This is a genomic window from Isoptericola sp. MSGPD8_1_ISO-PGPR-S23-394 (genome assembly GCF_058072785.1).
Genome location: NZ_CM176517.1, coordinates 3,311,439 through 3,332,136, shown reverse-complemented (window position 1 = coordinate 3,332,136; position 20,698 = coordinate 3,311,439). Strand labels below are relative to the sequence as shown.

The 20,698-nt window shown below is 73.3% G+C and carries 22 protein-coding genes and 1 tRNA gene; 11 read left to right on the top strand and 12 right to left on the bottom strand.

The features are described 5' to 3' along the window. Positions 1-61 precede the first annotated feature (61 nt). Positions 62-1,270 (bottom strand): M15 family metallopeptidase, encoded by a 1,209-nt coding sequence (locus AC3RJ8_RS15300; RefSeq protein WP_489713408.1) that lies wholly within the window; start codon positions 1,268-1,270, stop codon positions 62-64. A 253-nt stretch (positions 1,271-1,523) separates the two neighbouring features. On the opposite strand from AC3RJ8_RS15300, the gene AC3RJ8_RS15295 reads away from it, so the two are divergent. After that, positions 1,524-2,105 (top strand): antibiotic biosynthesis monooxygenase, encoded by a 582-nt coding sequence (locus tag AC3RJ8_RS15295; RefSeq protein ID WP_489713407.1) that lies wholly within the window; start codon positions 1,524-1,526, stop codon positions 2,103-2,105. 62 nt (positions 2,106-2,167) lie between these two features. Next, positions 2,168-3,841 (top strand): mechanosensitive ion channel family protein, encoded by a 1,674-nt coding sequence (locus tag AC3RJ8_RS15290; RefSeq protein ID WP_489713406.1) that lies wholly within the window; start codon positions 2,168-2,170, stop codon positions 3,839-3,841. A gap of 64 nt (positions 3,842-3,905) precedes the next feature. Here the strand turns inward: AC3RJ8_RS15290 and AC3RJ8_RS15285 are convergent, their stop codons facing one another. Together AC3RJ8_RS15285 and AC3RJ8_RS15280 are read right to left on the bottom strand one after the other, a co-directional pair. Beyond that, the gene (locus tag AC3RJ8_RS15285; RefSeq protein WP_489713405.1) at positions 3,906-4,688 is read right to left on the bottom strand and encodes a glycerophosphodiester phosphodiesterase; all 783 of its coding nucleotides are present in this window, start codon (positions 4,686-4,688) and stop codon (positions 3,906-3,908) included. Further along, entirely contained in the window at positions 4,685-5,347 is a 663-nt protein-coding gene (locus AC3RJ8_RS15280; RefSeq protein ID WP_489713404.1) for a TetR/AcrR family transcriptional regulator, read from the bottom strand. The genes AC3RJ8_RS15285 and AC3RJ8_RS15280 overlap by 4 nt, the downstream gene beginning before the upstream one ends. Before the next feature lie 73 nt (positions 5,348-5,420). On the opposite strand from AC3RJ8_RS15280, the gene AC3RJ8_RS15275 reads away from it, so the two are divergent. From AC3RJ8_RS15275 to AC3RJ8_RS15265, 3 genes are read left to right on the top strand one after another with little or no spacing between them, the layout of a single operon-like run. Next, on the top strand, positions 5,421-6,200 hold the full coding sequence (locus AC3RJ8_RS15275) for an ABC transporter ATP-binding protein (RefSeq protein WP_489715659.1): 780 nt from the start codon (positions 5,421-5,423) through the stop codon (positions 6,198-6,200). An 11-nt stretch (positions 6,201-6,211) separates the two neighbouring features. Next, on the top strand, positions 6,212-7,345 hold the full coding sequence (locus AC3RJ8_RS15270; protein ID WP_489713403.1) for an ABC transporter permease: 1,134 nt from the start codon (positions 6,212-6,214) through the stop codon (positions 7,343-7,345). A gap of 2 nt (positions 7,346-7,347) precedes the next feature. Next, on the top strand, positions 7,348-8,451 hold the full coding sequence (locus tag AC3RJ8_RS15265; RefSeq protein WP_489713402.1) for an ABC transporter permease: 1,104 nt from the start codon (positions 7,348-7,350) through the stop codon (positions 8,449-8,451). Between the two features lie 19 nt (positions 8,452-8,470). Here the strand turns inward: AC3RJ8_RS15265 and AC3RJ8_RS15260 are convergent. Then, positions 8,471-8,543: transfer RNA gene (locus AC3RJ8_RS15260), tRNA-Lys, on the bottom strand. 245 nt (positions 8,544-8,788) lie between these two features. On the opposite strand from AC3RJ8_RS15260, the gene AC3RJ8_RS15255 reads away from it, so the two are divergent. Then, positions 8,789-9,076 (top strand): Fe-S cluster assembly protein HesB, encoded by a 288-nt coding sequence (locus AC3RJ8_RS15255; RefSeq protein ID WP_489713401.1) that lies wholly within the window; start codon positions 8,789-8,791, stop codon positions 9,074-9,076. 74 nt (positions 9,077-9,150) lie between these two features. On the opposite strand, the gene AC3RJ8_RS15250 is transcribed toward AC3RJ8_RS15255, so the two are convergent. Genes AC3RJ8_RS15250 through AC3RJ8_RS15240 form a run of 3 tightly spaced genes read right to left on the bottom strand, consistent with a single transcriptional unit; the run spans position 9,151 to position 10,696 of the window. Next, on the bottom strand, positions 9,151-9,396 hold the full coding sequence (locus AC3RJ8_RS15250) for a DUF6510 family protein (protein ID WP_489713400.1): 246 nt from the start codon (positions 9,394-9,396) through the stop codon (positions 9,151-9,153). Continuing rightward, entirely contained in the window at positions 9,396-10,106 is a 711-nt protein-coding gene (locus AC3RJ8_RS15245; RefSeq protein WP_489713399.1) for an FAD-binding oxidoreductase, read from the bottom strand. The genes AC3RJ8_RS15250 and AC3RJ8_RS15245 overlap by 1 nt, the downstream gene beginning before the upstream one ends. Beyond that, positions 10,103-10,696 carry a sulfite oxidase-like oxidoreductase gene (locus tag AC3RJ8_RS15240; RefSeq protein WP_489713398.1) on the bottom strand — a complete coding sequence of 198 codons (594 nt, stop codon included), beginning with the start codon at positions 10,694-10,696 and terminating at the stop codon, positions 10,103-10,105. The genes AC3RJ8_RS15245 and AC3RJ8_RS15240 overlap by 4 nt, the downstream gene beginning before the upstream one ends. Positions 10,697-10,841: 145 nt before the next feature. Here AC3RJ8_RS15240 and AC3RJ8_RS15235 point away from each other — a divergent pair, with 145 nt between their 5' ends. Then, complete coding sequence (locus tag AC3RJ8_RS15235) at positions 10,842-11,657, top strand: DUF1206 domain-containing protein (RefSeq protein WP_489713397.1); 816 nt, start codon at positions 10,842-10,844, stop codon at positions 11,655-11,657. A gap of 27 nt (positions 11,658-11,684) precedes the next feature. On the opposite strand, the gene AC3RJ8_RS15230 is transcribed toward AC3RJ8_RS15235, so the two are convergent. Continuing rightward, on the bottom strand, positions 11,685-12,434 hold the full coding sequence (locus AC3RJ8_RS15230) for a M50 family metallopeptidase (RefSeq protein WP_489713396.1): 750 nt from the start codon (positions 12,432-12,434) through the stop codon (positions 11,685-11,687). A 243-nt stretch (positions 12,435-12,677) separates the two neighbouring features. Between AC3RJ8_RS15230 and AC3RJ8_RS15225 the strand changes: the two genes are divergently transcribed. The 3 genes from AC3RJ8_RS15225 (at position 12,678) to AC3RJ8_RS15215 (ending at position 15,340) form a co-directional block, all read left to right on the top strand. After that, on the top strand, positions 12,678-14,084 hold the full coding sequence (locus AC3RJ8_RS15225; protein ID WP_489713395.1) for a DEAD/DEAH box helicase: 1,407 nt from the start codon (positions 12,678-12,680) through the stop codon (positions 14,082-14,084). A 50-nt stretch (positions 14,085-14,134) separates the two neighbouring features. Further along, positions 14,135-14,539, top strand: coding sequence for a peptide-methionine (R)-S-oxide reductase MsrB (gene msrB, locus AC3RJ8_RS15220; RefSeq protein WP_489715658.1), 405 nt, complete (start codon positions 14,135-14,137; stop codon positions 14,537-14,539). Between the two features lie 75 nt (positions 14,540-14,614). Beyond that, positions 14,615-15,340, top strand: coding sequence for a tyrosine-protein phosphatase (locus tag AC3RJ8_RS15215; RefSeq protein ID WP_489713394.1), 726 nt, complete (start codon positions 14,615-14,617; stop codon positions 15,338-15,340). Here AC3RJ8_RS15215 and AC3RJ8_RS15210 read toward each other — a convergent pair. Beyond that, on the bottom strand, positions 15,309-15,839 hold the full coding sequence (locus tag AC3RJ8_RS15210) for a MarR family winged helix-turn-helix transcriptional regulator (protein ID WP_489713393.1): 531 nt from the start codon (positions 15,837-15,839) through the stop codon (positions 15,309-15,311). The genes AC3RJ8_RS15215 and AC3RJ8_RS15210 overlap by 32 nt on opposite strands. Before the next feature lie 104 nt (positions 15,840-15,943). On the opposite strand from AC3RJ8_RS15210, the gene AC3RJ8_RS15205 reads away from it, so the two are divergent. Further along, on the top strand, positions 15,944-16,972 hold the full coding sequence (locus AC3RJ8_RS15205) for an aldo/keto reductase (RefSeq protein ID WP_489713392.1): 1,029 nt from the start codon (positions 15,944-15,946) through the stop codon (positions 16,970-16,972). Between the two features lie 25 nt (positions 16,973-16,997). On the opposite strand, the gene AC3RJ8_RS15200 is transcribed toward AC3RJ8_RS15205, so the two are convergent. From AC3RJ8_RS15200 to AC3RJ8_RS15190, 3 genes are all read right to left on the bottom strand, one after another. Continuing rightward, a complete protein-coding gene (locus AC3RJ8_RS15200) occupies positions 16,998-18,620 on the bottom strand; it encodes an MDR family MFS transporter (RefSeq protein ID WP_489713391.1) in 1,623 nt (540 codons plus the stop codon). After that, a complete protein-coding gene (locus AC3RJ8_RS15195) occupies positions 18,617-19,069 on the bottom strand; it encodes a MarR family winged helix-turn-helix transcriptional regulator (RefSeq protein ID WP_489713390.1) in 453 nt (150 codons plus the stop codon). Before AC3RJ8_RS15195 ends, AC3RJ8_RS15200 begins: the two co-directional genes overlap by 4 nt. A 141-nt stretch (positions 19,070-19,210) precedes the next feature. After that, on the bottom strand, positions 19,211-20,668 hold the full coding sequence (locus tag AC3RJ8_RS15190) for a sugar porter family MFS transporter (protein WP_489713389.1): 1,458 nt from the start codon (positions 20,666-20,668) through the stop codon (positions 19,211-19,213). Between the last annotated feature and the right edge of the window lie 30 nt (positions 20,669-20,698).

Below are 20,698 nucleotides of genomic sequence, written 5' to 3'. Positions count from 1 at the left end.
GTGCACGACGCGCGGTTGCGGCATGCCGTCCGACGGCGCGTCGTGCACCCACAACGAGGGGTCAGGGGCTCTTGTACTCCCAGTGCCAGGCCTCGGGCTTGGAGCCGCCTGCGCGTGCCCAGCCGGGGTTGTCCCAGCCGAACTCCGGCGCGTTCGCGCGCAGCCACTCGTACCGCGCGGTGCCGAACGACTCGACCCCGCCGCTGAGGTCCACCGCGACGCCCCACCCGTGGTTCGAGTACCCGGGCACCGCGGCGAGGTGGCCCTTCGCGGCCTTCGTGGCGACCTGCGACGCGTACGAGCGGTAGGAGTCCCGGATCGAGAGGTGCGCGCCGAACTTCGCCCGGTAGGCGACGTCGAGCCGTTCGAGCTGGGCGGCCGCGTCGCAGCGGAGCATCTCGCCGGGAGCGAAGGAGAGCTCGCACATCACGTCCGCGGGGATCTTCCCGTTGGCGTAGTCGGCGGTCGAGCCACCCTCCGCGGCGAGCTCGTCGGCCGCAGCGGCGGCCTCCTTCTTCTCCGCCGCGAGGATCTCGGCGGGCGTCGCGGGAGCCGCCTCCACCTCGACGTCGCTCTCGGCCTTCTTCAGCAGCGATGTGAGCTCCTGGGTGGCCTCGGTGAGCTCGTCCTCCGACGCCTCGCCCGTCGACGCCACGCCGTCCTCCGGGGACGGCTCGGCGTCCTCGGGCTCCGCCGCCGGCGTCTCCTGCGCGGCGGGTGCGTCGGCGGTGGCCGACTCGTCGGCGGACGGCTCGTCGGCCGAGCCTGCCGCGGACTCCTCCGTCGGGTCGGGCACGGGCAGCGGCGTGCGCTCCGCCGAACGTGACGCGGCCGTGTCGTCGCGCGTGACCAGGAGCTCGGCGACCTCGTCGGCCTGGGCCTCGATCCGGCGCTCCTTCTTGGCCGACAGGGTCGTCGACTCGGCGGTGACCTCCTGGGCGCGCTGCAGCGCGGTCGTCGCGGCGACGGCGGTCGTGTCGGAGGGCTCGGCGGCGGCGGTGGGCGCTTCCTCGGGGGAGGCTCCGTCCGCCGGGGTCTCGTCCGGGGTCACGGTGACGACGGAGGGCTCGTCCGCCGTTGTCGTCCCGTCGGCCAGGGGGCTGACGGCGGTCGCGGTGCCGGCGGTCAGGGCCAGGAGGGCCATGGCGGCGGCGACGCCGGTGCGGGAGGTGCGGGCGGCGTCGGTGGTCCGGCGGGCACGCGGTCGGAGGTGGCTGCCGGGCTTGCGGGTCGGCCGCTGCCAGGGCAGGGTGAATCGACGTGTGGTCAAGGGAGTTCGTCCTCGGGTCTCGGGGCCGTCGTCCATCGTGGGCCCCGGTTGTGACCGGTCCCTGCAAGGGCTGCGACGGTTGCTGACGCATCCGGGGTGGGACCTGGGTGGTGTCGGTGAAGATCGGGACGGATGCCGCGTCTTCCCCCTTGACAACCGGTGTGAGCGCCGACACGTCCGGATCCTGGGACGTCAGGGTCCGTGGGCGCGAAGGACGCAGCGTGCGGACGTCGTGGCCCCAACACTGGCCGGTATGAGTCCCGCACCCGTCACCGTCTCGATCCATCGCGTCGTGAGCCCCGAGCGGGTCCCCGAGGTGACGTCGTGGGTGCAGGCGGGCGTGAACCTGGCCAACCGCTGGCCCGGGTTCCTCGGCTCGGGGTGGATCCGGGCAGCCGAAGGGTCCCACGACTGGGTGATGCTCTACCGGTTCGCCGACGCCGAACGGCTCGAGGCGTGGGAGGGCTCCGCCGAGCGCCGTGCCTGGCTGGCCCGGGGCGAGCATCTGGTCTCCGAGCGGGCCGTCACCCGGCGCACCGGGATCGAGGGCTGGTTCGACCCGCCCGTCCGTCAGGACGAGCCCTCGGGGCCGCCGCTGCTGCCCGCGCCGCCGCGGTGGAAGCAGTCCGTGGCGATCTGGCTCGGGTTCTTCCCGGTCAACCTCGCGTTCACCGCGCTCATGGCCTGGCTGGTGCCCGCCTTCCGGGAGATGCCCCTCGTCCTGCAGGTGCTCCTCTCGACGCTGGTCCTCACGCCGATCATGTCCTTCTGGGTGCTGCCGTGGGTGACCGGCCGGCTGCAGGGCTGGCTGCACCGGCCGCCGCGCGGACGCTGAGCCGCGTCGGATCCTCCGCCGGCACCCAGCGCACGCTCGGACGACCTGCCTAGTCTGGGGACATGTTCCTGGACGGCGACCCCGCGATCGACGACGAGACCCTTCGCTCGACCGTCTCCCTGACCGTCACCCTCGCTTGGGCTGCTGCGGCCCTGGTGGCCGCCTACGTGGTCGTCACGCTGCTGTCGGTGCTCGTCAGACGGTTCGCCGGCCGCCGCCCGCTGCTGCACGACCTGGCGACCCGGCTGCGCCACCCGATGCGCGTGCTGCTCATGATCGTGGCCGTGTGGGTGGCGTTCCAGCTCTCGGCGCACGAGAACGAGGCCTGGTTCGGGTTCCTCCAGCACGGCCTCCTCATCGCGACGATCATCGCGGGGGCCTGGCTCGTGGGGGCGATGGCGTTCGTGGTCGAGGACCGCACGCTCGCCCGGGTCAGCGGGTCCTCCGACGACCGGCACGCGCGCCGTGTGCAGACGCAGATCTCGATCCTGCGGCGCGTCACCGTGGCGATCATCGTCATCCTCGCCATCGCGGCGGTGCTGCTCACCTTCCCGCAGATGCGGGCGGCCGGTGCGTCGATCCTGGCTTCGGCCGGTGTCCTGTCGGTCGTGGCCGGCATCGCCGCCCAGTCCAGCCTCGCCAACACCTTCGCGGGGATGCAGATCGCGTTCACGGACGCCATCCGCGTCGACGACGTCGTCGTCCTGGACGGGGAGTTCGGCCGCATCGAGGAGATCACGCTCACCTACGTCGTCGTGCACGCCTGGGACGACCGCCGACTGATCCTGCCCAGCACGTACTTCACGACCACGCCGTTCGAGAACTGGACGCGGCGCGCCGCCGACCTGCTCGGCACGGTGGAGATCGACGTGGACTTCAACGTCCCGCTGCCGGCGATGCGCGCCGAGCTCGAACGCCTCCTCGACGCGTCGACCCTGTGGGACCAGCGTCTCGGCATCCTGCAGGTCACCGCGGCGACCGGCGGCGTGGTGCAGGCCCGTGCGCTGGTCAGCGCCGCCGACGCCGGGTCCCTGTGGGACCTGCGGTGCCACGTGCGCGAGGGCCTCGTGGAGTGGCTCCAGCGCGAGGCGCCCTACGCGATGCCGCGGCGCCGCTACGACCGGGCGGCAGCCCTCCCCGAGGGCGGTGTCCCGCGGGCGCCGGAGGCGGTCGCCGCGGAGTCCCCGGCCGAGCCGGAGGCCCCCGAGCCCGTCGAGCTGCCGGCCACCGTCGAGCCGCCGTCGAGCGCCGCGTCGGCCGCCTCGGCGCCGCGGGTCGGACGGCGCGGCAAGCCGGTCGTGGTTCCCGGGAGGACCGGCACCAACAAGCCCCGCCGCCCGTCGGTGCTCCACCGGCAGCGGAGCCGGGACGGCGTGCCGCCCTCGGACGAGGGCGCCACCGTGATCCTGGGCGACGTCTCCCTGCCGGCCAAGGCCGCGGAAGCCACCACCGTCATGCCGCCCGCCCAGCCGGCCGGGCTGTACAGCGGGAGCGAGGAGGCCGAGGCGCGGCGCGAGAACTTCGAGGGCCCCGGGCAGGAGGCCATCGAGGAGCGCGAGGCCCTGGCGGAGCGTCGGATGACCGGCGAGGTCGAGATGGACGACGACGGCGAGGCGCGGCCGGCGTCGCGCGGGACCGGCAGGAACCGGGTCGCCCCGGACTCCGGCGACGGCGGGCCTACCGCCGGCCCGGCCGAGGGCGGCGGGCGCGGCGGGGACGGCGACGGCGGGTTGTAGCCCCTGCCTCGACGCGCCGGTACCGACCAGCGCGGCCGGTACCGACCAGCGCGGCCGGTGCCGGTCAGCGCAGGGCCGTGCCCGAGCGGCCGGCGAGCCAGCCGCGCAGCTCACCGGGCCGGTCGGTGATGATCGCGTCGACGCCGGCGGCCAGCAGCCCCTCCCACTCGCTGGTCTCGTTGGCCGTCCAGGGCATGACCCGGACGCCTGCCGCGTGCGCCCGGGCGACCAGGTCCGGGTCGGCGAGCACCGCGGCGACCGACGGGTTGACCGTGACGACGTCCAGGTCCTCCGCCGCCTGGAGGAGGTCGTCCGGCGCCGCGTCGCAGAGCAGGCCGCGGGGGAGGTGGGGCGCGGCCGTGCGCAGCGCGGAGACCGTGCGGCGCCGGAAGCCCTGCACGATCGCACGGCCCGCGAGGCCGGAGCGGTCGATCGCCGCGATCGTCGGCGCGAGGGTCTCGGGCGTCCACACGCCCTTGTACTCGCACAGCAGGTCCATGCCCGGGCGGGCGGCGAGGAGGTCGATCGCCTCGGCGAACGTCGGGATGCGCTGCCCGGCGTAGACGGGGGAGAACCGGTACCCGGCGTCGAGCCCGCGGATCGTGGCGGCGTCGAGCGCGTCGACGGCGCCCTCGCCGTCGGACACGCGCTCCACCACCGGGTCGTGGATGACGACCGGGACGCCGTCCGCGCTGAGGCGCACGTCCAGCTCCAGGGCCAGCGCGCCGGCGCGCCAGGCGGCCTCGAAGGCGGCCAGGGTGTTCTGCGGGGCGACGGCGCTGTAGCCGCGGTGCGCGACGACGACGGGGCCGGCGGGGTGCGGTGCGTCGGGGAGGAGCGTGGTCACCCGGCCCATCCTGTCGCGCGAGAGGTCGCGGGGCCAGCACCTGCGGCCTGCCAGCCGCCGGCCCGGCGGTGCGGACGCGGTGCGGTGATGGCGCGCAGGCTGGGCGTCAGCGTCGCGACCAGCCGCTCCGGGGGAGCGGAGCGCAGGGGGTCGACGCCGATCACGTAGCGCCCGAAGACGATGCCGATGACGATCGTCAGGGTGGCGCTCGCGCGCTCGCTCGCCGCGGGGCCGCCGAAGTGCTCCACGAGCCGGCCGAAGATCTCGCGCTCGAGGTACTCCCGGAACGCCTGCAGCACCTCGGGGTGCTGCATCCCGGTGGCGACGAGACGGGTCAGCGAGGCCTGGACGTCGGGGATGTCCCAGGCCTGGACGACGAGGGCGGCGAGGCGTTCGGGGACGGTCGCCGGATCACCCTCGAACGCCTTCTCGAGCACCAGCGACGGTCCGAGCGAGAGCGCCATCGCGCGGGCGAAAAGCTCCTTCTTGGAGCCGAAGTGGTAGGCGATCAGGGCGGGGTCGCAGCCGGCCCGACCGGCGATCGTGCGCAGGGTCGCCCCGTCGTAGCCGTGGGCCGCGAACAGGTCGCGGGCCGCTGCGAGCAGCCGCTCCTTGCCGTCGTCGTCGCCGGTGCGGGGGCGTCCGCGGCTTTTATTCATCGCTGTTGAGTCTAGCAGCGGGAGGCGGCAGGCTCCCGGTGACGGACCGACGACAGGAGACACGGTGAGCGAGATGCAGCGAGCAGTCGACGCGACGGGGGTGACGGTGGAGTTCTCCCGTGGCCGACGCCAGCCCCCGTACCGGGCGCTGGACGACGTCGACCTGGAGGTGCGGCCCGGCCAGGTGAGCTGCCTGCTCGGGCCCAACGGGTCCGGCAAGACGACCCTGATGAACGTCCTCACCGGTCTGCTGACGCCCGCGTCCGGCCGGCTCCGCGTGCTGGGTCTCGACCCCTCCGCACAGCGACGCGAGCTGCTGCGACGCATCGCGCTCGTCCCCCAGGAGACGTCGCTCTACCCCGAGCTGACCGCGCGGGAGAACCTCACCTTCCACGCGCGCTACTACGGCATGTCCACGCGGGACCAGCGTGCACGGATCGACGAGACGCTCGACCTCGTCCAGCTCGGCGACCGGGCCGACGACCGGGCCGGGACCTTCTCCGGCGGCATGCGGCGCCGGCTCGCGCTCGGCAAGGCGCTGATGATGAGGCCGGACCTCCTCCTGCTGGACGAGCCGACGCTCGGCGTCGACGTGCAGTCGCGCGAAGCCATCTGGACCCGGATCGAGGACGTGGCCCGCGAGGGCCGCGCCGTGCTGCTGACCACGAACTACATGGAGGAGGCGCAGCGGCTCGGCGACCAGATCACCATCATCGACCACGGCGCGAACGTCGTCCGCGGCAGCCTCACGGAGCTCACCTCGCAGGTCCCGGAGGTCGAGCGGGTCGAGGTGCCGCCGGTGAGCCTGCAGGACGTCTTCCTGCACTTCACCGGTCGTGGACTGCGGAACTGAGGGGGCCGGTCATGCGCGCAGCCCTCGCACTCGCCGGCAAGGACCTGCGGGTCACCCGCCGTGCCCCGCTCTTCGCCGCGATCAGCATCCTCGTGCCGGTCGCCTTCACGTTCCTCTACGCCATCGTCATCCACGTGTCGACGACCGCGACGATCGCCGTCGCCGACGAGGACCGCTCGCCGCACTCGCTGCAGCTCGTCCAGGTCATGGAGCAGATGCACAACGACGACGGCCCGTACTACGAGATCCTCACCACCGACCCGGACGAGGCTCACGACCTCTACCGCGACGGGAAGGCCGGCACCCTGCTGACGATCCCCCCGGGGTTCGGCCAGGAAGTCGACGCGGGCGCGGACCCGGAGGTGACGTTGTCCGTCGTCAACATCAACGCCGACGGCACGAAGAACCAGCACCTGCGGATCGAAGAGGTGCTCCGGCAGTTCCAGCAGGATCTGCCGACCACACCGACGGACCGGTTGGTCGTGGCGGAGACCACGGTGCTCGATCGCGACATCCCGGTGACGGTGTACCTCGGCTCCGCGCTGATCCTGTTCGCAGCGCTCTACGCCGGAATGGTCAACGTCGGTGTCGGCATCGCCCGGGAGTGGGAGGAACGCACCGCCAAGGGGCTCGTGCTCTCGCCGACCAACCGCGCCTCGTTCGTGGCCGGCAAGTGGGCCGCGGGAGCGGTGACCTCCGTCGTCACGATCGCCGTGACCGTGGCGACCATCGGGGCGGTCCTGGGCTTCCCGGTGAGCAGTCTCGGATGGCGCTCCGTCGGTGTGCTCGCGCTGGTCTGGGTCTACGGTGCGGCGCTCGGGACGCTGCTGGGCGTCGCGTTGCGCCGGTCCCTGCCGATGGTCCCGATCGCGGTGATCATCACGGTCGCGCACTTCCTCGTCAGCGGCTACGAGTCCTACATCCGCGGGTTCGCGCACGGTGGGGCCGTCGAGGTGCTCTGGGCGACGACCCACTGGATCCCCCTCGCGCCGCTGTTCGACATCCTGCGTTTCGACGTGGCCGCGCTCCCCGCACCCGACGGCGCCGCCGCCGGAGTGCTGGGCAGCCTGCTCCTGGCCGCCGCCGTCGTCTCCCTCGCCACCTGGCGCCTGACCCGTGCCCTCCGCTTCACCCAAGGACAATGATGATGACTGCCCTGCGCGCCCTCGGCGCCGTGATCGTCCGCAACCTGCGTATCGCCCGCTGCCGGCCGGAGCTGCTCGTCCAGACGATGGCGGTCCCCGTCGTCGTCCTCGGGCTGGCCGCCGTGATCTTCGGGGCGAACGACGCCTGGCCGATCGCCGTCGTCGACGAGGCCGAGACCTCGGGCTCGCACGAGCTCGCCCGCGCCATCGACGACACCCGAGGCCCGAACGGCGACTACTTCGAGGTCGTCGAGACCGACGCCGCCGCGGCGGCCGAGCAGGTGCAGGACGGCAGGCTGCACCTGGTCGTCACCATCCCGGCCGACTACGACGACAGCGGGACCGTCGAGATCACGACGTTCAACATCAACACGGACGCCATGAAGAACGTCCGGTTGCGCGTGACCACCGCGGCCAACCTCGTCGACGGCGCCACGAACGCCGACCAGGTCGCCGCGGTGATCGACCGGGCCCAGCCCGAGGACGTCCCCCGGACGGGGTTCATGGGGGGATCGGCGGTGATCCTCGCCCTGCTCCTCGGTGCCGCGCTGATCTCGGCCAACCTCTATGCCGTCGACAGCGAGCACCGCACGGAGAAGGAGATCGCCCTCACCCCGCTGGGCAGCTACCTCGCGGGTCTCGGTGCCGCGGCCGCGGGGACGATCCTCGCGTTCGTGGCGGCTGTCCCGACACTGCTGCTCGCCCTCGCCTTCGGGACCCGGGCGGAGCCGGGGGCGATCCTGGCGGCATCCGGCATCGTGCTGCCCGCGGTCGTGGCGGCAGCCGGTGTCGGGGTGCTGGCCGCGGTGCTGCTGGGCACGCACCGGGTGATCCAGCCCGTCCTGATCCTGGTGGCTCTCGGCAGCTATTTCGCCAGCGGTGGTTTCGTGCCGGTGTCGGGGCTGCCGCCGCTCGCCCGCGCCGTCAACGACTGGTGGCCCCCCTCGTACGTCTTCGAGTGGGCCAACCCGCTGCTGCACGGCTTCGTCACCAGGCCCGCCGTCACGGCGGTCGCGGCCGGACTCGTGGCGGCGGCGCTCGGCGTGGCGCCGGCAGCCCTCGCCGCGCAGCGGGCCAGCAGGCGCAACGTCGCCCACGGCCAGTGAGGGGCGGCCGCGCAGGGGGTGGGCCCCCCGGGGATCGAACCCGGAACCCGCGGATTAAAAGTCCGCTGCTCTGCCAGTTGAGCTAGAGGCCCGCCGGTCGCTCGGGAGCGGCGGCTGCGGGTCAGCCTACGCGCGCGGCGTTCCCGGCGGGGTCCGTGCCCGTGCCGGTGTGACCAGCCTCTCGGGCGCCCGGAGGGCAGCCTACGGCGGGCACGAGAGCGCGGCAGCGGATGTCTCGATCTCCGAGAGATCGCGTGACGATTCGTCCCCCGCGTTGCGCGACGCCCCCCGGTGCTGCTTCGGTGGAGAGGTCGCGTACCCGACGAGAGGAGCAATCGTGCTCACCGTGACGGACAACGCCCGCACCGCCGTCGAGTCGCTGGCCCAGCAGGCCGGCGTCCCCAGCGAGGGAGGGCTGCGTATCGCGCAGTCGGCCGAGCAGCCGGGGAACTTCGAGCTCGCGCTCGTCCCCGCACCCCAGCCCGACGACTCCGTCGTCGACGACTCCGGCGAGACCAAGGTCTTCGTCGACAACGAGGCGGCGTCAGCCCTGGCGACGCTGCAGCTCGACGCCGAGCCCTCCACGGAGGGCCCGGGATTCGTGCTCACGCCCCAGCAGGCCTGAGCTCTCTGCTCCTGGCCGGCGGCGGGCTTCCCTCGCGGGGGGCCCGCCGTCGTGCTGTCCGGGGTGCGGGTGGGTCAGCCGCGGACCCACGCCAGGCCCCGCGCGGCCACGAGGACGCCGTCGGGACGTTCGACCACGACCATCAGCACGTCGGCGCAGGCCCGGCACCGCACCACCCAGCCCATCGGATGGCCGAACACCGCCGCCCGCGCCAGCACGGCGACGTCGCCGCACCCGGCGCACCGCCCGGTCGCGACCGTGACGTCCAGCGCCCAGGCCCCGGCGAGCGGCCCCGCGAGGACGTTCCCGTCGAGCGCCATCACGCACCTCCGAAGCGTTCGGTCCGGACCAGGCTGGGATCGTGCCCGGCATCGAGCAGGAGCCCCGCGGCCGTCTCCACGAAGCCGGTCGGCCCGCAGACGAACACGCGCGGGCGGTCGTCCGGCGGGATCACGTGCGTCGCGACGTCGTCGGCCGAGAGCCGGCCCGCCGGACGGGCGTCGCCCGGCGACGTCTCACGGGTGTGGATCCAGGTGGCCCGCACGCCGGGGGCCGTCGACAGCTCGTCGGCCCAGAAGGCGTCCGCCGCCGTGCGCACCGAGCACAGCAGGCGGAACGGGGCGTGGGAGCCGGACGCCGTCCGCGCCCGCACCATCGCCGCGAGCGGCACGACGCCGGATCCTCCCGCGACGAGCTGCACCGGGCCGACGTCGTCGGGGCGCCAGACGAAGAACCCGCCCAGCGGGCCGCGGACCTCCATCTGGTCACCCACCTGCGCGTCGTCGACCAGGTAGCCCGAGACCTCGCCGTCGGCCACGCGGTCCACCGCGAGCTCCACGACCTCGTCCCGGCCGACCCGCGCCAGGGAGTACGACCGCACCGCCTGGTACCCGTCCGGGGCGGTGAGCCGCAGGTCGACGTGCTGCCCGGCGACGGCACCGGTGAAGCCGGGGGCGGCCAGGATCAGCGCGCGGGCGCTCGCGGTGAGACGTTCGGCGGCGACGACCTGTGCGACGTGCCAGACGGTCACGAGTACCGCTGCTCCGACCAGGGGTCGCCGTACAGGTGGTAGCCGTTCTGCTCCCAGAAACCCGGCTCGTCGTGCTCGTGCAGCGTCAGCCCGCGCAGCCACTTGGCGGACTTCCAGAAGTACAGGTGCGGGACGAGCAGCCGCACGGGGCCACCGTGCACCGGCGCCAGCGGCTCGCCCTCGTACTCGTGAGCCACCCACGCCCGGCCGTCCAGCAGGTCGTCCAGGGGCAGGTTGGTCGTGTACCCGCCGGACGAGTGCGCGACGACGAAGTCCGCACCGGTCTCGACGTCCTCGAAGAACGCGTCCACCGGGACGCCGCGCCACTTCGTGTCGTGCTTGGACCAGCGGGTCACGCAGTGGATGTCGACCGTCACGTCCTCGGCGGGCATCTCCTGCAGCGCCGCCCAGTCCCAGCGGTGCTCGGTGCCGGACTCCGTGCGGACCGTCAGCTCCCACCGCGACTCGTCGACGTTCGGGGTGGGCCCCGTCGACAGCACCGGGAAGTCTGCCGTCAGATGCTGCCCGGGCGGCAGTGGGCGGTCGGGCTCGGGGCGACGCCCGCCGAAGCCTCGGGTGAACACGGCCATGGCGGCCTCCTGGTGTCGTGGTCCGCTGCCTCGGCCAGTCTCGCGCGGTGCGGCGGACGGCGCGCGGCGAGCCGATGGCGCACACGGCGGATCTGCGACAGGGTGTCGACGACGCCGCGAGACCCGTGGCGGACGGAGGTGACCGGTGTCTGCACGAGGACCAGGACAGGGAGCGGCTCGCCGCGCCCAGCACAGCTCTGGGCTGCGCGCGCTGGCGCGCGGCGGGTACGTCGCCTCGGGGGTCCTGCACCTGCTGATCGGCTGGCTGGCGATCCGGCTGGCGCTCGGCTCCTCCTCCGGCAGCGCCGACGAGTCCGGCGCCTTCCAGCAGCTCGCGAGCGCTCCGGGCGGGCCCCTGGCCCTCTGGGCGGTGACCCTCGGGTTCGCCGCTCTCGCGCTGTGGCAGCTCGCGGAGGCCGTCGTCGGCGTCCCCGGCGTGGAGGACGCGAAGGCGGCCGGCGCCCGCGTCAAGGCCGCCGGCAAGGGCGTCCTCTACGGCGTCCTGGCCTTCTCGGCGGCGCGCTACGCCACGGGCGACGGCGGGGGAGGCGGTCAGCAGGAGAGCCTGACCGCGACGCTCCTGCAGGCGCCGGCCGGTCGCTGGCTCGTCGTCGCGGTCGGCCTGGCGGTCGTCGGTGTCGGCGTCTTCCACGTGGTCAAGGGGTGGCGTACGACGTTCCTCGAGGACCTGCGCGGCACCGGCGGCGGGAAGGTCGCCACCGCCGTCGTCCGCCTGGGCCAGGTGGGCTACGTGGCCAAGGGGGTGGCGCTCGCGGTGCTGGGCGGGCTGTTCGTCACGGCCGGGGTCACGCACGACGCGGACAAGGCGGGCGGGCTCGACGACGCGTTGCAGACGATCCGGGACCAGCCGTTCGGCACGGCGCTGCTCCTGGTGACCGGCGTCGGCATCGCCGCCTACGGCGCCTACTCCTTCGCCCGGGCCCGGTACGCGCGGCTCTGACGGCCCCGTCGGGGCGGGCCGCCGGCCTCAGGGGGAGACCGGACCCACGATCCAGGTGGCCCCGAGGGCGAGGCAGCCGAGCGTGACGAGCGCGAAGACGACCACCCACACGATGCCCGGCACTCCGGTGAGCCGCCCGAGCTGGTCGGCGTCGGAGGAGCGTGCCCGGCCCCGGGCCCGCTGCGCCTGCAGCTCGAGGACGGGCCGCACCGCGCCGAGCAGGAGGAACCAGGTCACCGCGTAGGCGACGGCAGACTGCGTCGCGGGCTCCAGCCACCAGGAGACCCCGACGAGCGCGGCCCCGCTGACGAGCACCGACCATAGCCCGAACCAGTTGCGGATCTTGAGCAGCAGCAGCGCCAGGAGCACCACGAGCAGCCACAGCAGCCCGACGGCGTAGCCGGCCCGCAGCAGCCAGGCGGCACCGAGGCCGACCAGTCCCGGGCCCACGTACCCGGCGAACGCCGTGAGGACCATCCCGAGCCCGCGGGGCCGTCCGGCCGTGACGGTCAGGCCCGAGGTGTCCGAGTGCAGGCGGATGCCGTCGAGCCGGCGCCCGGTGAGCATGGCGACGACGGCGTGGGCGCCCTCGTGCGCGATCGTCACCACGTGCCGGGCCACCCGCCAGACGGGCCCCACCACCACGACGGCGAGCGCCACCAGGGCGACGGCGAGCACGACCGTCTGGTCCGGCGGGTCCACCGGGGTGGTGGCCGCGGTCCAGATCTGCCCGAGCACGTCACCGACGGTCGCGAAGAAGTCGTCCACGCGGCACATTGCACCATGCCCGTCTGGGAACCCGTCGGGTCCCGGCCCGGGTGCCTGTGGGGTGTGTCATAGGCGCGTTCGCCCTCTGGCGTGCCACAATGTGGTCGAGAGGGCGGCGCGATCCCGCGCGCCCCACGTCGTGGAGATCCCCCCGGATTACGTGCGGCGGACCCCGACCCGGGCGTCGTCCGACGCCCCAGAGAGGCATCTTCCTTGACTTCCTTTGCCGATTTCGGCCTGCCGACCCCTGTCGTGAAGCACCTGACGGACGCCGGCATCACCACCCCCTTCCCCATCCAGGCGGCATCCCTGCCGGACACGCTCGCCGGCAAGGACGTGCTCGGCCGCGGCCGGACCGGCTCTGGCAAGACGCTCGCGTTCTCGCTGCCGGCCGTGACCGAGATCGCCCGGCAGAAGGCCGCGGCGAAGGCCGCCGGCCGCCGCGCGCTGCGCAGTGCCGCGCCGATGGCACTGGTGCTGTGCCCCACCCGTGAGCTCGCCAACCAGATCGACGCCGTGATGAAGCCCATCGCGGAGGCGCTCGGTCTGCGCACGACGACGATCTTCGGCGGTGTCGCCCAGTCGCGCCAGGTGACGGCCCTCAACCAGGGCGTGGACATCGTCATCGCCTGCCCGGGCCGGCTCGAGGACCTGCTCAACCAGCGGCTCCTCACGCTCGACGACGTCGCGATCACGATCCTCGACGAGGCCGACCACATGGCCGACCTCGGGTTCCTGCCGGGCGTGAAGCGGATCATGGACCGCACGCCCCGCGAGGGCCAGCGACTGCTGTTCTCGGCCACGCTGGACAACGGCGTGGACGTGCTGGTCAAGCGCTACCTGAAGAACCCGGTCACCCACTCGGTGGACGACGCCGCCGCCCCGCCGCCGCAGATGACGCACCACATCCTCGCCGTGGCCGACAAGGAGGCGAAGAAGCAGGTCGTGCACCAGCTCGCCCAGGGCACCGGCCGCCGGGTGCTGTTCATGCGGACCAAGCACCAGGCGAAGAAGCTCGCCAAGCAGCTCACCGCCGCCGGTGTGCCGGCGGTGGACCTGCACGGCAACCTCGGCCAGGGCGCGCGCGAGCGCAACCTCGCCGCCTTCTCCTCCGGCGACGTCCGGGTCATGGTCGCCACGGACATCGCGGCGCGCGGCATCCACGTCGACGAGGTCGAGCTCGTGGTGCACGTCGACCCGCCCGCCGAGCACAAGGCGTACCTGCACCGCTCCGGCCGCACGGCCCGCGCGGGTTCCGTCGGCGACGTCGTCACGGTCATGCTCCCCGAGGAGCGCGGTGACGTCCGTGACCTGACCCGCAAGGCCCGCATCACCGCGCGTCCGCAGCCGGTCGCCCCGGGCGACCCCGTCGTCGCGGCGCTCGTCGGTGAGGTCGCCGCGTACGTCAAGCCGGCCCCGCCGGTCGAGCAGCAGCAGCAGCCTCGCAAGAAGCCGCAGGGGCAGGGCTCCGGGGGTCGCCAGGGCGGCGGTCGCGCCGGGCAGGGCGCCGGGTCCGCAGGGTCCGCAGGGTCTTCTGGAGGCGGCCGCAACCGTCGTCGGCGCCGGGGTGGCCAGGGCGGCGGTCGTCCCGGTCAGGGCGTCGCGCAGGGCGCCGGGTCGGCCGGGTCGTCCGGTGGCCGTTCCCGCGGTCGCCGCTGAGGCGGACGCCGGACGGGAACACCGCTCGCGTGACCGCTGTTGACCGGGACATGACGTATGAGGTGTCCAAGAGCGAGGACGAGTGGCGCGTCGAGCTGTCGCCGCAGGAGTTCACGGTGCTGCGCCAGGCGGGCACCGAACGGGCCTGGACCGGTGAGCTGCTCGACGAGCAGCGCGAGGGTGTCTACCGGTGTCGTGCGTGCGGCAACGAGCTGTTCCGCAGCGAGTCGAAGTTCGACTCGCACTGCGGCTGGCCGTCGTTCTACACGCCGTTGGCGGGGGACCGCGTCGAGCTGATCGAGGACCGCACGCTCGGCATGGTCCGCACGGAGGTCCGGTGCGCCCGCTGCGGCTCGCACCTGGGCCACGTGTTCGACGACGCGCCCCAGACGCCGACCGGCGACCGGTTCTGCATGAACTCGGTCAGCCTGACCTTCGAGCCCGGCACCGACTGAGCGCCCGGAGCCGACGCCGGCACGGGAGAGCCGGTCTCACGTCCCGAGGGTCGGGGGACCGGCTACCGTCGTGCCATGAGCGTCGAGACCACCGCCGTCCCCGACCGGCTCGTGAACCTGCGCGACGTCGGTGCCGCCTCGCCGCTGCTGCGCACCGACGCGCTGCTGCGGTCGGACGCGCCGCGCGCTGGTGACGTCGCGCCCTCCGAAGTGGCGTGGCCGCCGCGCACCGTGCTCGACCTGCGGGACGCCGACGAGTCGGCCGAGCCGCACCCGCTCCGCGGCGTCGCGGACGTCGTGGCCCTGCCCGTCCTGACCGGGGCGACCACCCGGGCCGGGAGCGGGACGCAGCCCGTCCCCTTCGACCTGGGTCGGCTGTATCTCGAGATGCTCGACGGTCCCGGGGCCGCGCACCTGGTCGCCGGGGTGCGGGCCGTCGCCGAGGACACGCTCCCCGTGCTGGTGCACTGCACCGCGGGCAAGGACCGGACCGGCGTCCTGGTGGCGCTCGTCCTGGACCTCGTGGGTGTGGACCGGGCGAGCATCGTGTCGGACTACGTGCGTACCGACGCGAACATGCCGCAGGTGCTGCTCCGCGCCCGGGCGACGGCCCGGGCGCCGCGGCGGGACACGCACGTGGTCGCGGCCCTGCCGCCCGAGCTCCTCACATCGCCGGCGCACGCCGTCGAGGCGGTGCTCGACGTCCTGGCGGCCCACGACGACGGAGCCGTGGGCTGGTTCACCGCGCACGGCGGCGACGTGGCGACGCTCAGTGCGCTGCGCGAGCGTCTGCGGCGCTGAGGTGCGCCGCGCCCTGCTGGCTGCCGAGCCAGGCCACGACGTCGGACGAGTAGCTGTTCAGCAGTCGGGCGAGCTCGGCGACGTCGTCCTTCTCCCACCGGGACAGGGCGGACTCGAGCATCGTGACGCGGGCGTCGCGGGCGTGCTGGAAGCGGCGGGCGCCGTCGTCGGTGAGCGTGATCTGCTGCCCGCGCGTGTCCTCGGGATCGGTCTCGCGGTGGACGAGGCCGAGCTCGGCGAGGCGGCTGAGCTGCCGCGACACGGTGGCGCGTCCGACGCCGAAGTGCGCGGCGAGGTCGGAGCCGCGGGTGCCCGGGTGCATGGCGATGTGCGCGAGCAACGGGTAGGCGGACGCCTCCAGCTCGGGGTGGATCAGGCGAGCGGTCTGCGCCGAGGTGGACTGTGCCCGCCGGATGAGGACGCGCACCTCACGCTCGAGGGCGCCGAACGGGTCGGTCTGCGGGTCCGGCGGTGCGGTGAGAGGGGCGGCGTCGTGCATGGCCCCATCATGGCCCTCCCCGGAAGCGTCCGGGGCCCTCTGCGGGTCACGATTTGGTCAGAGGGCCCTCCCAGGCGGGTGAAATAGCCCCGTAGGCTCGCCCCATGACCGTGTCAGCGCTGCATCGTGTCCCTGAACCCGCCCCCGTCCCGGCCCCCGGCACGCCGGGCTGGATGCGTCCTCTCCCCGGGACGGGCCTGACCGTCAGCGCGGTCTGCGCCGGCGGCAGCCCGCTCGGGTCGATGCCCGGGGTCTTCGGGTACGAGGTCGCCGCCGAGCGCGCCGTGGAGACCGTGCTCGCGGTGCTGGAGTCCCCGGTGCGGTTCCTCGACACGGCCAACGGGTACTCCGACGGCGAGAGCGAACGGCGGATCGGCCGCGGTCTCGCCGCGTACCGCGAGCGCCACGGAGCCCTGCCCGACGACGTCGTGGTCGCGACCAAGGTGGACCCGCGCGACGGCGACTACTCCGCCGACCGGGTGCGCCGTTCGGTGGACGAGTCCCGCGAGCGCCTCGGCCTGGACCGCCTGCCGCTGGTGCACCTGCACGACCCCGAGAACTTCGACTTCGCGGAGCTGACCGCGCGCGGTGGTGCGCTGGACGCGCTGCTGGCGCTGCGCGAGTCCGGTGAGGTCGGGGCCGTCGGGCTCGCCGGCGGGCCGGTCCCCGAGATGCGGCGGTACCTGGACCTCGGTGTCTTCGACGTGCTGCTGGTCCACAATCGGTGGACGCTCGTGGACCGCTCGGCCGGGTCGTTGGTCGCCGCGGCGGCGGCGCGGGGCACGGGCGTGCTGAACGCCGCGGTCTACGGTGGCGGCATCCTGGCGCAGCAGACGCCGTCGGCGGACCGGCCGAGCGCGACGCGCTACGGCTACCGCGAGGCGCCGCCCGAGACCCTCGCCGCCGTCGACGGGCTGCGGGAGCTGTGCGCCCGCCACGGCACCACGCTGGCGACGGCGGCGCTGCAGTTCTCGGTGCGCGACCCGCGGGTGGCGTCCACGATCGTGGGCGTCTCGCGGCCGGACCGGGTGGCGCAGACCCTGGCGGCCTGCGCGGCCCCGCTGCCCGAGGACTTCTGGGCCGAGGTGGAGGCCCTGCTGCCCGGGCCGCAGGCCTGGCTCGACGGAGCCTGACCGGCGGCCGGGCCCGGCACGGGACTCAGCTCTCGGCGTCGGCCCGAGCGGCCAGGTCCCGGGTCTGCTGGATTCCGGAGCGTTCCCCGAGCGGGATCTCGCGGATGAAGCAGATCGCGACGAGGGCGACCAGCGCCATCGGCACCGCGATGAGGAAGATCCCTGTGATGCCGTCCGTGTAGGCGCCGGCGACGACGTCGACCACGGGCGCGGGGAGCTGCGACATGTCCGGGACGGCGCCGGCGGAGTCCCCGACGGCGGACGCGGGGACGCCGAGCCGGGCCAGGCCCGCGGCGATGCCGTCCTTGACGTTCAGTGCGAGGACCGCGCCCAGGACGGAGACGCCGACGGAGCCGCCGAGGGAGCGGAAGAAGGCCACGGTGGCGGTGCCAGCGCCCATCTCCCGCACGTCGAGGGTGTTCTGCGTGGCGAGCACCAGGTTCTGCATGAGCGCACCGACGGACAGCCCGAGCCCGAACAGGTAGACGGAGATGAGGACGAAGCTGGTGTCCGTCCCGATGGTCGACATCCCGAGCAGGGACAGGGTCAGCACCGCGGCGCCGCCGACCATGATCGCCTTGTAGCGCCCGGTGCGCGAGATGATCCGGCCGAGCACGATGCCGCCGATCATGGTCCCGACCACCATCGGGATGGTCTGCAGGCCGGCCTCGGTGGGGGTCTTGCCACGGGCGAGCTGCAGGTACTGCGACAGGAACACCGCGGTGCCGAACATGGCCACGCCGACGGCAGCGGAGGCGACGATCGACAGCACGAAGGTGCGGTTGCGGAAGAGGTGCAGCGGGATGATCGGCTCGGCCACGTTCCGCTCGACGACGACGGCCGCCGCGAGCGAGAGGACTGCGGCACCGACCATCGCGGCGGTCTGCCACGAGGCCCACGCGAACTGGTCGCCCGCGAAGGTGACCCAGACCAGCAGCAGCGCGACGCCGAGGGCGATGAGCGTGGCGCCGAGGTAGTCGATGGTGACCTTGCGCTGGGCACGGGCCGGCAGGTGGAGCGTCTTCTGGAGCACGACGAGGGCGGCGACCGCGAAGGGCACGCCGACGAAGAACGTCCAGCGCCAGCCGAGGAACGAGTCGGTGATGACGCCGCCGAGGAGCGGGCCGCCGATCTGCGCCACGGCCATGACGCCGCCCATGAGGCCCATGTACTTGCCGCGCTCGCGCGGGCTGATGATGTCGGACATCAGCACGGTCGCCAGCGACATGAGCCCACCGGCGCCGACGCCCTGCAGGGCGCGGAACGCGATGAGCGTCGTCATGTCCTGGGAGAACCCGGCGGCCGCGGCCGAGACCACGGTGATGACGAGTGCGACCTGGATGAGCACCTTGCGGTTCGTCAGGTCGGCCAGCTTGCCCCACAGCGGTGTGGAGATCGTCATCGTCAGCAGCATGGCCGTGACGACCCACGTGTAGGAGTGCTGCGAGCCGCCGAGGTCCGCGACGATGCGTGGGAGCGCCGTCGAGGTGATCGTGGTGGCGAGGAGCGAGACGAAGACGCCGAGCAGGATGCCGGAAAGCGCCTCGAGCGTCTCGCGCCGGCTCATGGCCGGGTTGCTGTCGGCCAGCGCGTCGACGAGCGGGGCGTCCGGCTCGCTCGCCGCGGTGGAGCGGGTGGTGTCGGTCATCGGGGCGGGGCCTCCTGAGAAACGGTGCTGATGGCGGCCGCGACGTTGCGGATCTGGGTGATGGCGTCGTCGAGGTCGTCGGCGGACCAGTCCGCGAAGGCCTCGTGGACGAAGTCGTCGAAGTAGCGGTCGGACTCGGTGGCGAACGCGAGCCCGGCGTCGGTGAGCTCGAGCGTCCGCGCCCTGCGGTCGGCGGTGTCGACCGTGCGCCGGACGTACCCGGCGTCGACGAGCGCGCCGACCTGCCGACTGGCGACGGAGGCGTCGACGCGCAGGATCTCCGCGACCTCGCAGAGCTGCATCTCGCCGCGGGCCCGCAGGATGCGCACGACGGCCAGGCCGGAGCGTGGCCAGTCGAGGTCGCGCGCGACCCGTGCGGCGGCCTCGCGCTGGGCGCGCCCCAGCGACTCCAGGGCGGCGACGAGCGCGGTGGAGGCGCCTGTGGTCACGATGACTCCTTTCGTTGCCGCGAGAAACAGTATGATGGATGCTTGCGTCAAGCAAGTAGTTCACCGATTCATTCCCGCACGACGACGGCGGCCCGCCTCCGGGAAGGAAGCGGGCCGCCGTCGTCGTGGTCGCACGGGGGCTCAGGCGCGGTGGCGCACCTCCTCGGTCATGTCCTCCAGCTCTCTGCCCTTGGTCTCGGAGACCTTGAACCAGATGAAGAAGAAGGACAGCACCGCGAACAGCCCGTACATCCCGTACGGCACGGCCGGCCCGAACGTCGAGAGCATCGGCGGGAACGTCAGCGTGATCGTGAAGTTCGCCAGCCAGTTGGCCGCCGCGCCGACACCGAGCGCCGCGGCGCGGATCCGGTTGGGGAACATCTCGCCGAGCATCACCCACATCAGCGGGCCCCAGGTAGCGCCGAAGAAGACCACGAAGGCGTTGGCCGCGACCAGCGCGATCGTCCCCCACGGGTCGCCCAGGGACAGCGTCGACTCGCCTGCGGCGTCGACCGTGGTCGTGCCCTGCGTGAAGACCGCGGCCATGGTCAGCAGCGACACCGCCATACCCGCCGAACCGATGAGCAGCATCGGACGGCGGCCCACCTTGTCGATGAGGGCGATCGCGATGAACGTCACGGCGATGTTCGTCACGGACGTGATCGTGGAGACCAGGAACGCCTGCGACTCGTCGAAGCCGACCGCCTGCCACAGCGTCGTCGAGTAGTAGAAGATGATGTTGATCCCCACGAACTGCTGGAAGATCGCCAGCAGGATGCCGACCCAGACGATCGACTTCAGGCCCAGGAAGCCCTGGCCGCGCAGGGTGCTCCGCTCGGCGTTCTTCTCGTCGACGGCGATCGAGCGCTTGATCTCGGAGATCCGGTCGTCGACGTCCTCGTCCGGCCCGAGCACCGAGGCGAGCACGCTGCGCGCCTCACCCACGTCACCCTTGGCGACCAGGTAGCGCGGCGACTCCGGCATGCGGAGCGCCAGCAGCCCGTAGACGACGGCCGGGACCGCCTCGACGAAGAACATCCACCGCCAGGCCTCCCAGCCCAGCCACAGCTCCTCCGACGCGCCGCCCGCCGTGTTCGCGAGGATCTGGTCGCTGAGCAGCGCGCCGAAGATGCCCACGGTGATGGCGAGCTGCTGCAGCGAGGCCAGGCTGCCGCGGATGGACGCCGGGGAGATCTCGGCGATGTACGCCGGCGCGATGACCGACGCGATGCCGATGCCGATGCCGCCCAGGAACCGCCACAGCGACAGGTCCAGCGCGGTCCAGGCCAGGGCCGACATCACCGCGGAGAACAGGAACAGCGCGGAGCCCAGGAGCATGACCTTGACGCGACCGATGCGGTCCGCCAGGCGGCCGGCGCCCCAGGCGCCGAGTGCGCAGCCGAGCAACGCGACCGCCACCACCAGTCCGGTCACCGTCGCCTCGAGCTCGAACTCTCCCTCGATCGCCGACACGGCGCCGTTGATGACGGACGAGTCGAAGCCGAACAGGAAGCCGCCGACGGCGGCGGCGACCGACAGGCCGATCGCCTTGCGGTGCGCCGTGCGCGCTCCGTCGCTGGTGGGTGCAGATGAGGTCATCGCAGAACTCCTCCCGGGTCCCGGTCCTGG